The sequence below is a fragment of the Acidicapsa acidisoli genome (genome assembly GCF_025685625.1).
Lineage (GTDB): Bacteria > Acidobacteriota > Terriglobia > Terriglobales > Acidobacteriaceae > Acidicapsa > Acidicapsa acidisoli.
In genome coordinates this window covers 466127-479356 of record NZ_JAGSYI010000003.1, presented here as the reverse complement: position 1 = coordinate 479356, position 13230 = coordinate 466127, and the positions used below count along the sequence as shown (strand labels likewise).

The following is a 13230-nucleotide window of genomic DNA, read 5'->3' as shown; positions in this document are numbered from 1 at the left end:
ACTCCCTGTCTATGATTCAGGCAAAGAGAGAAGGAACGCGAGATGCCGAATTCCGCAGATCTGCTGCGTGTTACGCTGCAATCGATTCGTGATGCGGTCGTCGCCACCGACCAGGATGCGCGCATCCAACTGCTCAACCCAGCCGCGGAAGTAATGACCGGCTGGATCAGCTCCGAGGCCGTCGGCAAGGCAATCGACGAGATCGTGGATCTTCAAACGACCGGGAGCGGTCCGGCCCTGCCCAATCCAGCGCATCAGGTCCTGCGGGAAAATGCCCGCGTCGACATCTCGCAACCGGTCATGCTGATAGGCAAGGGCGGTCAACGAACCGCTGTCCAGATTACCGCCTCCCCTTTGCAAGACTCCGCTGGCATGATCGAGGGCTGCGTAATCGCTCTTCATGACGTGAGCGAGGCTTTGCAGCTTGCCGAGCGCATATCCTACCTCTCCAACCAGGACGTGCTCACCGGCCTTCCCAATCGCATCCTGTTCATGGATCGGCTGGAGCAGGGAACTCGCGTCTCGGATCGCAACAGCGATCAACTTGCGATTATGTTCGTCGATCTGGATCATTTCACCGAAATCAGGGCAGCGTGCGGCAACCCTGTAGCGGACGAATTGATCAAGGAAGCCGCGGCGCGCATGAACGCCTGCCTGCGCGAGTCCGACAGCGTCTGCCGGCTTGGCGGAGACGAATTCGTCATCCTGATTACCGGCGTGAAATCCCTCGCGGACGTGGATGCCGTGGCCGAAAAGCTGCTCACCGAGATCGCCGCGCCCTTCGCAATTCGCGAGCATACGCTGCAAACCACATGCAGTCTCGGGATCAGCACCTATCCGCGCGACGCAAGCGACGCGGAAACCCTGATGCGTCTGGCTGACGGCGCAATGCACCAGGCCAAGCGAAACGGGCGCAACCGCTATCTCTTCGCAAACCCGGAAGCCCAGCGCGAGCCCACGCAAATCTTTGAATAGGCCCAGCGTCGAAGCGTCTTGAAAGGGCGTGACCTCAGCCACGCCGTAAGACTATCTCTGCCTTACTTCTGATCGATCAGCTTGATGCTCTCCAGAAACACATCCCCTGCAACCGTTAGGCTCTTCGCGCTGATCTTGTCCATCGTGTCCTGCGCCGTGTGATGGTATCCGTCCGGGAGCTCCTGTGTGTGCGGCCCATAGTCAATGTCGATCACGTCGATGGACGGCACGCCGCGCTGCACAAATGGCAGATGATCGTCCGAGACAGCGCCCTCGGTCTGAAAGAAATACTTCGAATGTCCGGTATTCCGTGCCGCCTGTGCCACCAGATCGATCAGCCACGGCGTAGACTGGCTCTCTTTCTGCACATTCAGATCCTTGTCGCCGAGCATGTCCGCAAGCATGTAGGCCTTGATCCGCTTGAGCGTCCCATCCTGGCCCCACTTGGCCGCAAGATGGCGGCTGCCATAGGTGTTGTCCGTGCCCTGCCAGCGCTCGATAGCCTCTTCTCCGTCAAAGAAGACCAGCCAGACGCTGTAGCCGTCCAGAACCTTCCCCCGCAACTCGTTAGCAATCTCGATCAACAGTCCAGTGGTCGATCCGCCATCATTCGCGCCCACAAACCCGATATTCCGCAGCGGATAGTTGGTCTCATAGTGAGTCGTGAGAACGATGACTCCATCCTTCTTGCCGGGAAACCGCACAATGAAGTTGCGCATCGGCACCGGCCCAATCGGCGTATTGGCAGTAAAGGTGTCTTCCTCAAGCTGGTCGTGCTTAAACTCGTTCCGCAAGAACGCTTCCGCCTTGGCATGTCCAGGACTAAGACACCAGCGCGGCCCAATGGCCACAAACTCCCGCGTAATTTCCAGCGCCCGATCCCCACGAAAATGCTGCTGCGCCAACCCTGAAGCAGGAAGCATCAGCAAAAACAGAACCCACAAAACCGGGTCGGTTGGAGAAAAAACTGGGTGCCCCATCCTTGGCGCAGCCTTATCGCGACAAGGGTGGGATACAGCAAAAGTCCCAAACCTCACGCAACCGCCTCTTTCTTCTTCCGCCGGTCAGGATGTACCCACCACGCTCCGCCAATCCCAATGAGATAGAGCAGCAGCATCGGCATCGCAAAGGCGCACAGCGTTGGAATATCCGGGGTGGGCGTGATGATCGCCGCAATAATGAAGATGATGAGGATCGCGTAGCGAAAGTTCTTCCACAGAAAGCGCGGGCTTACCACGCCGAACATCGCCAGAAAGATGATGACCACCGGCATCTCAAAGGTCGCGCCCATCCCCAGAATCAGCGACAGGAAGAAACTGGTGTACTCCTCGATGCTGATAATCGGATGAATGCCCAGTTGCGAGCCCAGGTCGGTAATCAGAAATTTGAGCAGGCCCGGAAAGACGAAGTGATAGCCAAGGAAGGCGCCAAGCAGGAACAATCCCACCGCCGCAGTCATAAACGGAATCAGAAACCGCCGCTCCCGCTGATACAGCCCCGGCGCAATGAAAAGCCAGACCTGAAAGAGGATGAACGGGGAAGCAAGAATCGCGCCTCCAACCAGCGGAATCTGGATATAGCGCAGATTGACGAGATCCGCCGGATGCGTAAAGTTGAGTTGGATGTGGATCTTGTTCAGCGGCTCCTGCATCAGCGAGTACAACTGCGGCGCAAAGAAGACCGCAACCACATATCCCGCTACGAGGTAGATCGCCGAGTGAATGATCCGCTTGCGCAACTCATCCAGATGCTCGAAGAGACTCATGCCCGGCAACTCGGCCCGCTCGGAGACTGCGGCCTTCGCGCGATCGATAGCGTCGGGGACATTCGGGAAATCAGGCATGATGCGCTTCCTCTTCCGTTCCCGCATTCACGCCGGCCGGCGCATCCGGGGCCTGTGCAGTCTCTTTCGGGCCATCGCCGGTTTCTGACGCTGCTTCCTCAACCCGTCCGCGAAATGGCTTCTGCGCGGCGATGGTCTCGCCGGTCACAGGCGGCTGGATATGAGGAAACCGCCGCGGCTCCCCGCGCACTTCGCCCGCAACAGCGGGGGCGACTGCTTCCTCCGCCGATGCCTTGTCGTCCGTAATCTTGGCCGCATTTTCGGCTTCCAACGCTGCAGCGTAGCTGGGATCGATCACCGTTGTTCCAGCCCCAGGCTCAAGCTGCGCCACAGGCGTCGGCTCGGAAAGAGTCTTTGCCTCGTCGGCTGCGGCAGCCGCCTGCAGCTTGCGCTGCCGGTCCGCCTCTTCGCTGGCTCGCAACTCCTCTTCCATCTGGAACTTGAAGTCGTTCGAGACCTTGCGGAACTCGTACATGAGCTTGCCGATCTGACGCCCGATCTCCGGAAGCCGCCGCGGCCCAAAAACCACGAGCGCCAGCAGCATCAGAAACAACGTATCTGGAATCCCGATGCTCGCAACCTGAATTGTCAGTGGAACTTCCAAAGCTGCTATCAATGCAATCGCCGTCCCTGCCGCGCATAAATCCAATTAAACCTAATGATACCTGTCCGTCGCGACGAACAACAACGAACCGGCCCAAAGTGTGTTGGTTCAGTTGGAAGGGTACGGGCTTCAGCCCGTACATTTAGTCTTGCAATCTTTGGGGCTTTAGCCCCTGAGGGTTGGCCTTTTTCAAACTGACCCACCGCCGCCCAAAGCCAACATAGGCCCCACACAGCCTCTACTTCGCCGCCAGTTCCCGGATCTCCATGCTCTGAATCAACCCATTCTCAATCCGGTAAACATGCTCGATCATCTGATCGAGCAGAAGCGTTCCCTTCAGATCCCGCACCGTCTGGTGCACAGTGACCGCAACCCGTCCATCGCCCTCGCGCGCAAACCCCACCGGTTCGACGAGCGGGTCGATCATCGCCCATTGCCGCGTCCAATACTCCCGCACTCCGCCATGGCCATGAACTCGTCCGCCTTCCATCCCATTCGGCCAATCCACATTTGGCTGCATAGTCTCCAGTGCCGAATCCATCTTCCGCGCATTGAAAGCCTGGTAGGCGCTTGCAATCAGTTCCACGTCATCGATCATCGGCCTCGCTCCTCAGGCTCAAATCATAAGCACGCCGCACAACCCGCGTCGAACGGGACTGCAACGTCCCAGTCAAAATCCGGGCAAAACCTGTGCTGTTTCGACCAGTGCTGTTTTGGTCAATAACAACTGCGCTTCAAAGGCCAGCATCCCACTTTGCGGTAGGAGTTGTTCGAATTTCAAATCCGATTCTCCAATCCAATCCTGCAATTTGATTCAGCAAAGAGAAAGGAAAAACATGAAAGACACCCGTGTAAGGCATCAATTTCTGCTCGGTTCGACGGCTGTACTGCTCGGAGCCATCGCCATAGCAGGCTGCAACTCTTCCCATCCCGACGAAAAATCCGCGGTGACCACCCAGCTCAATAACAACCAGCTCAGCGCCGTCAGCGTCTCTCAGGACCGGGACAAGGGCGTAATGACGCTCACCGGCAACGTTGACTCCCCGGATCAAAAGACCCAGGCCGAAACCCTCGCCCGGCAGGCCGCCCCCGACTACACCATTGCTGATGAGATAGGGGTTCGTCCTCCCGGAGACAGCCAGGCCGGATCGGTCGCATCCAACCGCGATTCAGCCATCGAAGACAACTTCAAGGCAGAGATCAAAGAACACAAGAACCTGAACGACCAGAGCATCAGCGCTTCCGCCAAGAACGGAACTTTGCTGCTCAAAGGAACCGTGAAGACCTTGAAGCAGAAAAAGGAAGCGGAAGACCTCGCCAAGCACGTACCGAACGTCCAGCAGGTCGTCAACGAAATCGAAGTCAAGCCGGGCAAACACTCCACCGCCAACTCATAATCCGCGCCCAGGCCACCGAGCGTGGGAGCCAAACAGCTCCCACGCATCGCCTTCTGTCTTCAAGGGTTAGCTTATAGAAACTCCACATTGTCGTCTCCCGCATCCATTTGGTCCTCCGCCCGCCGCACGTTACAATACTTTGAACAGGTGCCGGCGAGGCGAACAGTTTTCCTGATCGTTTCCGCCTCATCCAGCATCGTTAGTTAGAAGGTTGCAACATCCCCGTGGGTTGGGCCGGGCGTTTCGGTTGGATTATCAATTCTGAGAATCCCGCCGATCTGCCCAGTAGTGAATCCACTGCAACCAGTAATTGCTTTCAACATCCCCGTCCGCGCTGTCTCTGGGATTAGACCCATCGGGCAGACGCAGGGCTGAAGGCGGAGTATAAGGTGAATTCTTTCGTAGAGGAACTGCCTGGCGTCGAGGTAGACACTCAGGATGTAGCAAGTACAGAAACCTGCAGTCTCGAGAACTATCTCGCCCTGCCCGATCACACCATGGACGACCGAATCGCAGCAGCCCGGGCCAAACTCGGCTCCCAGGTGCTCATGCTCGGCCATCATTACCAACGCGACGAAGTCATTCGCTTCGCCGACTTCACCGGCGACAGCTACAAGCTCTCCAAAGTCGCCTCTCAGACCGAAGCCAGATACATCGTCTTCTGCGGCGTTCATTTCATGGCTGAAAGCGCCGACCTCCTCGGCCGTCAGGACGCAGACGGCAACACCATCCAGCAAGTCATCCTTCCCGACCTGAACGCCGGCTGCTCCATGGCCGACATGGCGGAGATCTCGCAAGTCGAAGCCGCCTGGGAAGCTCTCGAAAAGCTCGGCCTCACCGACGGCCTTGTCCCACTCACCTACATGAACTCGACTGCGGCCATCAAAGCCTTCTGCGGCGAACGCGGCGGCCTGGTCTGCACATCCTCCAACGCCCGCGCAGCCTTCGAGTGGGCGTTCGCCAGAGGCAAGCGCATTTTCTTCCTTCCCGACCAGCACCTCGGCCGCAACACCGGCCACGCCATGGGCATCCCGCTCGAAGCGATGCCTGTCTGGGACCCCTGGGCATTGCAGGGCGGCCAGACAAAGTCGGCGCTCGAAGCCAGCCGGGTCATTCTCTGGAAGGGCCACTGCTCCGTCCACCAGCGCTTCCTGCCCAGCCACGTCGATCAGGTTCGCGCCAAATATCCCGGCATCCAGGTCATCGTCCATCCCGAATGCCGCTGGGAAGTCTGCCAGAAAGCCGATGCGCTCGGCTCGACCGAACGCCTCATCAAAATCGTCGAAGACTCCCCATCCGGCTCGACATTCGCCATCGGCACCGAAATCCACCTGGTCAACCGTCTCGCGAAGCGTTTCGCCGCCGAAGGCAAAAAAATCATCACCCTCGACGACTCCGGCTGCCTCTGCACCACCATGTACCGCATCAGCCCGCAACATCTGGCATGGGCGCTCGAAAACCTCGTCGAAGGCCGCGTCGTCAATCAGATCCGCGTCAAGCGCAGCGTCAAGCACTGGGCCAGGATCGCCCTCGACCGCATGTTGGAGATCGGCTGACGTCATGTGGACCAGATCAACAACCCGGAATGACGCCATTGAAGGATAATTCGAGTCCAATCATCAAGGAGGTACGGCCAGCTCCTGATCTGGCCGAAGAATCCTCCCCGCGCTTGAGCGCCAAGGCCACACGCAGCCTCAATCGCGGAGAGGATTCGCTTCTCACCGAAGCCGAAATCGAGGCTGCCGAAGAAGAAGCGTATGCCTGGGTCCGGCGAGCCAATTCCTGTTGAAAATGGTGGCGTCAGTTTGAAGGGTACGGGCTTCAGCCCGTACATTAGGTCCCCAATATAGCAGGGCTTTAGCCCCTGAGGGGTATGCTCTTCATCAAACTGACCCACGATCTTGTTGAAAACGAAAATCGGCCTGCCCAGTCCAGCGTTAGACTATTTGGTAGAGTTTCCACAGATGAAAATTTTCACCTTAGAAGAAGCACAATCCATGCTCCCGCTCGTGGAGTCGTTACTGAAGCGCGCCATCGACAGCAAACAGGCTGCGGAAGAGATCGATGAAGAGTTGTCCGCCCTTGCGCGGCGCATCCATCTCTCAGGTGGCATGACAGTCAATGTGGCAAAGGTTGCAGGCCAGCGTTCCGCAATGGAAAAGCACATCCAGCGCGCCCGCGAATCCGTCGCCGAAATCGACGAAATCGGCGTTCAGGTCAAGGATCTCGACTCCGGCCTGCTCGATTTTCCATGCCGCATGGACGACGAAATCGTCCTGCTCTGCTGGAAGAGCGGCGAAACAGCCATCGAGCACTGGCACACCATGGAGTCCGGCTTCAAAGGCCGCCAGCCAATCGACGACCGCTTCCGCCGCCGCACCGGCTCCGGCAACATCGGCTCGGGCAATCGCCCGAACTAAACGGACTGAATCAGGGACAATCTCGACAGCCGTTCAGCCGCGCCCGCCACAAGTGGGGCAGTTTGAAGAGTACTGGCTTCAGCCCGTACATAGACTAGGCAACGTCAAAGGGCTTGAGCCCCTGAGGGCAGATCCGCAACCGAACGAACCGGAAACTGCAAGCGTCGTCCGTGCCTTGTGGTAGGCTCCACTCATACTGCCTCCCCGAAGATTCCAGCGTCCGCTCCTGAGCCAGTTCGAACTCTGACCCAACGGAGACCTGTATTTGTCGTCCATCGACTCAGCGATCGATCTCCCTGAAGACTCCCCACCTGCAAACCCGCGCAATCTTGAATACGTAGGCCGCTCTGCCATGTACAAGGTGACCTGGCGTCTCATTCCGCTGATCGCCCTCGGCTACGGCATCGCCTACATGGACCGCCTCAACATAGGCTTCGCCAAGCTGCAGATGAACAGCGACCTGCACTTCAGCGAAACCATTTTCGGCATAGGCGCGGGCATATTCTTCGTCAGCTACGCGGTATGCGAAATCCCCTCCAATCTGCTCCTGTACCGCTTCGGAGCGCGCCGCTGGCTGGCCCGCATCATGCTTACCTGGGGCCTGCTCGCAATGGGCATGATGTTCGTCAGGACGCCGCTTCAGTTCTATTCCATGCGCTTCCTGCTAGGCATGGCCGAGGCTGGATTCTTCCCCGGCGTCCTCTACTACCTCACTCAGTGATTCCCGAGCAACATTCGCGCCCGCGCAATCAGTCGCTTCTATGTTTCGCTTCCGCTCTCCGCTGTCTTGATGGGCGCGGTCGCCGGTGCATTGCTCAATCTGCAAGGCAAACTTGGCCTGCGCGGCTGGCAATGGCTCTTTCTGGTCGAAGGACTTCCAGCCGTCCTTCTGAGCGCTGTCTTTCTCCGGTGCCTGCCCAACAATCCAGCGGAAGCGGGATGGCTGACGCAAACCGAGCGTGACTGGATTGAAGCCAGCCTCGCCGCCGAAGGCCACGACGTTCCAGGAGGTCAACCCATCAGCAGCCACGCCACAGGCGTCTCGGCGGCGCTCAAAGACGTGCGCGTCTGGCTCTTCGGCCTCACCAATCTGCTCATGCTCGGCGTCAACTACGCCTACTCGTTCTCGCTGCCGTCGATCGTCAAAAACCTGACCTCCTTCGACGTCAGCATCGTCGGCTACATCATCTCCGGCATGGGACTTCTCGGCGCATTCGGCATGATCTTCAACGCCTGGCTCTCTGACCGCAGCGGCAAAGCATACCGGCACATGATCGTTCCCAGCGTTCTTGAGGCGATCTGCCTGATGGTTGTTGCCTTCACGGTCAATCCATGGGTCGCCGTCCCAGTCCTTGCGGTAATGTATCTGGCTCACAACGCGATTCAGGGTCCGTTGCTGGCCCTCCCCAGCACCTTCCTGAAAGGCAAAGGAGCGGCCGCAGGTCTCGCGACGATCAACATGGTCGGCATTCTAGGTGGCGTCATCGGACCCCCGCTCATGGGCTGGGCGCGCGACCTCACCGGAAGCTATCAGAACGGCCTTGCCGTTCTCGGAGTAACCATGCTCGCAGCCGCCAGTGTTGTCTATACGCTGCGGACCCTGGCGCGCACGCATACACTGGAACCGGCCTCCAATGTACATTCCTGAAGAGAAGATCCGCCAAGTCCTGACCTATGAATCGCTCATCCCGGCCATCCGCCAGGCGCTCATCGACTACTCCGCAGGACGAGTCGAGCAGCCGCTTCGTCAGGTTCTCCGCGTAAAGGACACCGCAGGCAAGCCCATCGGCTGGTTCGCCGTCATGCCCGTCATCTCCGGCGAATACATGGCCGTCAAAACCGTCACCTTTTACCCCGGCAACGCCAGCCTGGGTGGCCGCCATCTGCACACTCACCTCGCAACCATCGAACTTCTCGATCGCGCAACCGGCGAACCGCTCGCGGTCATGGATGGCCGCCTCATCACCGAAATGCGCACCGCAGCCGTCTCCGCAGTAGCCGCTTCCGCCCTCGCGCCATCCGCCAAAACCCTCGGCATCCTAGGCAGCGGTGTTCAAGCCCGAGCTCACATTCAAGCCCTGCGCCACGTACAGCCAGCCTTTCGCGAACCCGGCAGCATCCGCATCTGGAGCCGCAATCCGGAGAAATCTGCCGCAATCGCCGCCGAACTCGGCGCAAACGCCACGAGCATCGAAGAAGCCGCAGCCTCCGACGTTGTCGTCACCGTCACCTCCGCAATCGAGCCAGTCCTGCACGGAAAATGGCTCGCGCCAGAGTCTCTGGTAATCGCCGTCGGCGCAATCGGCCCCAATCTACGAGAACTCGATGACGAGACAATGCGAGGCTACCTAATCGCGGAATCCCGTCAAGGCTCAGAAAACGAATCTGGCGATGTAATCCTCTCAGGAGCCAAAGTCCAGGCCGAAATCGGCGAAATCCTTGCCGGAACCGCGCCAATGCCTGCGGCAGGTCGCCGCGTTTTCAAATCCCTCGGCATGGCCATCGAAGACCTTACCGGGGCAGTCCAGGTCTGGCACGCTCTCAAACATCCTCTCAAGCATCTCTGATCAGCCCTGCGATACTTATCAGGCCAAATTTCTCCGTCGTGATTTGCCGTACAAGAGGAAGCCTCCGAATGAAGACCCGTCGCCAATTTCTCACCGCTGCCGCTGCCTCCGCAACATCCCTCGCCCTGGCCAACCCAAACGCCTTCGCCCTTGTGGACACAGTCTCGACGCGTCCCAAAATGCAAGGCCGCTTCCTCACCCACGTCTCGATAGTCCGCGTCAACCAGATTGAAGTCACCCCCACCAAAAACATCGGCGAAGACGAAGCGCCTCTCAACAGCCCCGACCACATCCGCCATCGACGCGAAGCCTTCGCGGCAGGCTGGCCAGGCGGCCAGATGACATGGGCCATCAGTTGGCTGGCCCTCATCGATACCCGCCCCGAATACCGCGAAGCCCGCCAACTCCTCGTCTCATACCATCACCAATACGGCGACGAAATCACCTTCATCCCCGGCGGCTACTTTGCCCCCATGTACGCAACCCGCGCAGACAATCAAAAGACCATCCACGACGCGCTTGAAATGATCTCCAAGATGGTTGGCAATCACTACCGCCCACAATCTCTCGTCGCCGGCTACCTCGACGCCGACAGCCAGCACTACCTCGCTACCCAGGAAGGCATTCACGTCTGCCAGGGCCAGATCTGGAGCCAGCACGGCATCGACAACGGCGACGGCGACGGAGGCATCTGCTACCCCTACTACCCCAGCCGCGAACACTACCTCAAGCCCGCCCAGGGTAAGTCCGACTTCATCGACTGCGTCTGTCTCGACGGTTGGACCTGCGACTTCCTCCCCGCCCGCCGCGAAGGCTTCGAAGGCGGCTTCAACTCCCGTCTTGGAGTCGGCCCCATCGAAACAGGCCGTCTCGGCGTCGAAGCCGGCCACAAGGAGACCATCGACACCGTCGCCCAGCACTTCGATCAGGGGTACGCACTCAACGGCTTCGCCTTCGTCACCTCCATCTGGGAAGTCTCCATCGGACAGGACGACGACCTCACCTGGTCCCTCCAGGCGATCAAAAACCGCTGGCCCGATACCCAGGTCATGACCGAAGGAGCCTTCGGCCTCGCATGGCGCAGCCACCACCCCTCCAACGCCGGCCTCAATTACCGCTTCGACGCCAAAGGCACCGGCGCACCCGGCTCCGAAAAAGAGCTGGAAATCCAGTGGTTCATGAACACTGAATTCCGCCTCGCCCTCCTGCGCCACTGGCAATCCGGCGCCGCCCCCTCCGTCATCGACTTCACCCGCTATGACCTCCCAGCCCACGAACCCCAAACCCTCCAGCGCGAATGGAGCCTCATGAACGTCCTCAACCAGAAAGGCACCCGCCCCCAGGACAAACCCATCCCCTTCCGCCAATTTCCGCTCGACGACCAGCACCGCATCCTCGCCCACTACCCGGAACTCAAAAATCTCGCATGACAAAGTTCGCCGTGCCCATCCGCACCACATGCTTTGACAAAGAATAATAATTATCGTTTAATAAGTTTTGTGACCACACAGACAGCCCAGGCATTCCGCGAACTATGCATGCAGCAGGGGCTAGCTCTGACGCATCAGCGCCAGGTGATATACGAAGTCATGCAATCCATGCCCGGCCATCCCAGCCCGGAAGAGGTCTTCGGCAAAGTCAAGGCGCTGATACCGGCCATCTCGCTCGCAACCGTATATAAGAACATCCATATCTTTCTCGCCAGCGGCATCCTGCGCGAAGTCAGCCCCCACCACGGCTCCCTGCGCGTTGAGATGAACAGCCATCCGCATCATCACCTGGTCTGCACGCAGTGCCGCAGTATTCAGGACATCAGCGAAGCTGAGCTGATCGGCTTCGGCGGCAGCCACCCGGTCCAGCAGATGCTTCCCGGCGGCTTCCTCGCCCAGCGGATCTCCGTCGATGTGCTGGGCCTGTGCGCCCGCTGCCAGCCCGCAGTTATGCCGTCCCGCATCCCCATGCAGGAAGCAGTACCGATGTCATAAGTGGCAACCGGCACTTTTTAACACATTTTTTCAATTCATACCGGCAGGCGCTCGCAGTTGTGTCTGCAAACCACGACGAACCACTTCCAACCTGATAAAGGAGTCATTTTTCATGCTCACAGTTGGCGAAAATTTCCCTTCATTCGACCTCACCGCAGTCGTCAATCTCGATCCCCAGAAAGCCTTTGAACAGATTACCGACCAGAGCTTCCCCGGCAAGTGGAAGGTCGTCTTCTTCTGGCCCAAGGACTTCACCTTTGTCTGCCCCACCGAAATCGCCGCCTTCGGCAAGCTCAATCAGGAGTTCCTCGACCGCGACGCCCAGCTTCTCGGCGCCAGCATCGATTCCGAATTCGTCCACCTCGCCTGGCGCAACAACCACGCCGACCTCAAGGACCTGCCGTTCCCGATGCTCTCCGACATCAAGCGCGATCTCTCCGAGCAACTCGGCATCCTTGACCTGAAAGCCGGCGTCTCGCAGCGCGCCACCTTCATCGTCGATCCGCAGAATGTCATCCGCTTCGTCTACGTCACCGACCTCTCCGTAGGTCGCAATCCCCAGGAAGTCCTGCGCGTTCTCGACGCCCTGCAGACCGACGAGCTCTGCCCCTGCAACTGGAAGAAGGGCGAAGAAACCCTGACCGCCAAGTAGAGACAGGTACTGCAAAAGACTTGCTTTTGCCATTCTTGTTTGTCGTTCCAGCAGGAATCTGCTTCAGCAGTTGCCGTTGCTTTTCTTGTCTGTCATTCCCGAAGGGAATCTGCTGTTAGCCGGGTGCCCCATCCTTTGCGCGTTCTGTGCGCAAAGGGTGGGACTCACGGATCTTCGCGCCAAATTTTGCAAAAGAACGGAGTCCCCATGACCCTCGACGCCATCATCGACACCCTTCCCGATTACGCGAAGGATCTCAAGCTGAACTACTCCTCCCTGATCCGCAACAACACGGAACTAACCTCCCAGCAGCTCTGGGGCACCGTAGTCGCCTCAGCCATCGCCACCCGCAACGCCAGCCTCACCGCAGCAGCTCTGGCGGAAGGCGCAAAGCAACTCGCCCCAACCGCGCTGGAAGCAGCCAAAGCCTCTGCGGCGATCATGGGAATGAACAACATCTTCTATCGCTTCCACCACCTCAGCTCGAATGAAAAATACGCCACCATGCCCGCCCGCCTGCGCATGAACGTGCTGCGCTCTCACGGAGCCGATGCGGTGGATTTCGAGCTTTGGTCGCTGGCCGTCTCCGCAATCAACGGCTGCGGCAAGTGCGTCGACGCGCACGAGAAGGTCGTTCGCGAAAAAGGCGCATCGGAGGAACTGATCCTCGCCATCGTCCGGGTAGCTTCCGTCATTCACGCCCTCGGCCCTGTCCTCGACGCAGTCTCAGCCCAGGCCGAAGTTCCCGCATTTGCCTAGTTACCGTTGCGTGCCCACGCGCATCTAA

The 13230-nt window shown here is 58.9% G+C and carries 14 protein-coding genes and 1 pseudogene; 11 read left to right on the top strand and 4 right to left on the bottom strand.

What is annotated here, in order from left to right; all coding sequences use genetic code 11:
- The first annotated feature begins 42 nt into the window (after positions 1-42).
- A complete protein-coding gene (locus OHL23_RS19840; protein ID WP_263353703.1) occupies positions 43-975 on the top strand; it encodes a diguanylate cyclase domain-containing protein in 933 nt (310 codons plus the stop codon).
- A gap of 62 nt (positions 976-1037) precedes the next feature.
- On the opposite strand, the gene OHL23_RS19835 is transcribed toward OHL23_RS19840, so the two are convergent.
- The 4 genes from OHL23_RS19835 to OHL23_RS19820 all read right to left on the bottom strand — a co-directional run bounded on the left by OHL23_RS19835 (position 1038) and on the right by OHL23_RS19820 (position 4020).
- Positions 1038-1955: a M28 family peptidase gene (locus tag OHL23_RS19835; RefSeq protein WP_263353702.1), complete on the bottom strand. Its 918-nt coding sequence runs from the start codon at positions 1953-1955 to the stop codon at positions 1038-1040.
- 53 nt (positions 1956-2008) lie between these two features.
- On the bottom strand, positions 2009-2818 hold the full coding sequence (gene tatC, locus OHL23_RS19830; RefSeq protein ID WP_263353701.1) for a twin-arginine translocase subunit TatC: 810 nt from the start codon (positions 2816-2818) through the stop codon (positions 2009-2011).
- The gene (locus OHL23_RS19825) at positions 2811-3434 is read right to left on the bottom strand and encodes a Sec-independent protein translocase subunit TatA/TatB (protein ID WP_263353700.1); all 624 of its coding nucleotides are present in this window, start codon (positions 3432-3434) and stop codon (positions 2811-2813) included. The genes tatC and OHL23_RS19825 overlap by 8 nt, the downstream gene beginning before the upstream one ends.
- Before the next feature lie 226 nt (positions 3435-3660).
- Positions 3661-4020, bottom strand: a complete 360-nt coding sequence (locus OHL23_RS19820; RefSeq protein WP_263353699.1) for a nuclear transport factor 2 family protein — start codon at positions 4018-4020, stop codon at positions 3661-3663.
- Positions 4021-4258: 238 nt separating this feature from the next.
- On the opposite strand from OHL23_RS19820, the gene OHL23_RS19815 reads away from it, so the two are divergent.
- The 10 genes and pseudogenes from OHL23_RS19815 to OHL23_RS19770 all read left to right on the top strand — a co-directional run bounded on the left by OHL23_RS19815 (position 4259) and on the right by OHL23_RS19770 (position 13202).
- The gene (locus OHL23_RS19815; protein ID WP_263353698.1) at positions 4259-4819 is read left to right on the top strand and encodes a BON domain-containing protein; all 561 of its coding nucleotides are present in this window, start codon (positions 4259-4261) and stop codon (positions 4817-4819) included.
- A 389-nt stretch (positions 4820-5208) separates the two neighbouring features.
- Entirely contained in the window at positions 5209-6375 is a 1167-nt protein-coding gene (gene nadA, locus OHL23_RS19810; protein ID WP_263353697.1) for a quinolinate synthase NadA, read from the top strand.
- Positions 6376-6413: 38 nt separating this feature from the next.
- On the top strand, positions 6414-6608 hold the full coding sequence (locus OHL23_RS19805; RefSeq protein WP_263353696.1) for a hypothetical protein: 195 nt from the start codon (positions 6414-6416) through the stop codon (positions 6606-6608).
- A gap of 175 nt (positions 6609-6783) precedes the next feature.
- Positions 6784-7239, top strand: a complete 456-nt coding sequence (locus tag OHL23_RS19800) for a DUF2203 domain-containing protein (protein WP_263353695.1) — start codon at positions 6784-6786, stop codon at positions 7237-7239.
- 352 nt (positions 7240-7591) lie between these two features.
- Positions 7592-8887, top strand: a pseudogene (locus tag OHL23_RS19795) (MFS transporter).
- Positions 8874-9806: an ornithine cyclodeaminase family protein gene (locus OHL23_RS19790; protein WP_263353694.1), complete on the top strand. Its 933-nt coding sequence runs from the start codon at positions 8874-8876 to the stop codon at positions 9804-9806. The pseudogene OHL23_RS19795 and the gene OHL23_RS19790 overlap by 14 nt, the downstream one beginning before the upstream one ends.
- 68 nt (positions 9807-9874) lie before the next feature.
- Positions 9875-11236, top strand: coding sequence for a DUF3863 domain-containing protein (locus OHL23_RS19785; protein WP_263353693.1), 1362 nt, complete (start codon positions 9875-9877; stop codon positions 11234-11236).
- A gap of 69 nt (positions 11237-11305) precedes the next feature.
- Entirely contained in the window at positions 11306-11791 is a 486-nt protein-coding gene (locus OHL23_RS19780) for a Fur family transcriptional regulator (protein WP_263353692.1), read from the top strand.
- A 112-nt stretch (positions 11792-11903) separates the two neighbouring features.
- A complete protein-coding gene (locus OHL23_RS19775) occupies positions 11904-12443 on the top strand; it encodes a peroxiredoxin (protein WP_263353691.1) in 540 nt (179 codons plus the stop codon).
- Positions 12444-12650: 207 nt separating this feature from the next.
- A complete protein-coding gene (locus tag OHL23_RS19770; RefSeq protein ID WP_263353690.1) occupies positions 12651-13202 on the top strand; it encodes a carboxymuconolactone decarboxylase family protein in 552 nt (183 codons plus the stop codon).
- The last annotated feature ends 28 nt before the right edge of the window (positions 13203-13230 follow it).

Coding starts and splice junctions, on each gene's coding strand:
- tatC (WP_263353701.1), bottom strand. CDS start 2,818: ATGCCTGATTTCCCGAATGTCCCCGACGCTATCGATCGCGCGAAGGCC.
- OHL23_RS19770 (WP_263353690.1), top strand. CDS start 12,651: ATGACCCTCGACGCCATCATCGACACCCTTCCCGATTACGCGAAGGAT.
- OHL23_RS19835 (WP_263353702.1), bottom strand. CDS start 1,955: ATGGGGCACCCAGTTTTTTCTCCAACCGACCCGGTTTTGTGGGTTCTG.
- OHL23_RS19800 (WP_263353695.1), top strand. CDS start 6,784: ATGAAAATTTTCACCTTAGAAGAAGCACAATCCATGCTCCCGCTCGTG.
- OHL23_RS19815 (WP_263353698.1), top strand. CDS start 4,259: ATGAAAGACACCCGTGTAAGGCATCAATTTCTGCTCGGTTCGACGGCT.
- OHL23_RS19820 (WP_263353699.1), bottom strand. CDS start 4,020: ATGATCGATGACGTGGAACTGATTGCAAGCGCCTACCAGGCTTTCAAT.
- OHL23_RS19775 (WP_263353691.1), top strand. CDS start 11,904: ATGCTCACAGTTGGCGAAAATTTCCCTTCATTCGACCTCACCGCAGTC.
- OHL23_RS19790 (WP_263353694.1), top strand. CDS start 8,874: ATGTACATTCCTGAAGAGAAGATCCGCCAAGTCCTGACCTATGAATCG.
- OHL23_RS19785 (WP_263353693.1), top strand. CDS start 9,875: ATGAAGACCCGTCGCCAATTTCTCACCGCTGCCGCTGCCTCCGCAACA.
- OHL23_RS19840 (WP_263353703.1), top strand. CDS start 43: ATGCCGAATTCCGCAGATCTGCTGCGTGTTACGCTGCAATCGATTCGT.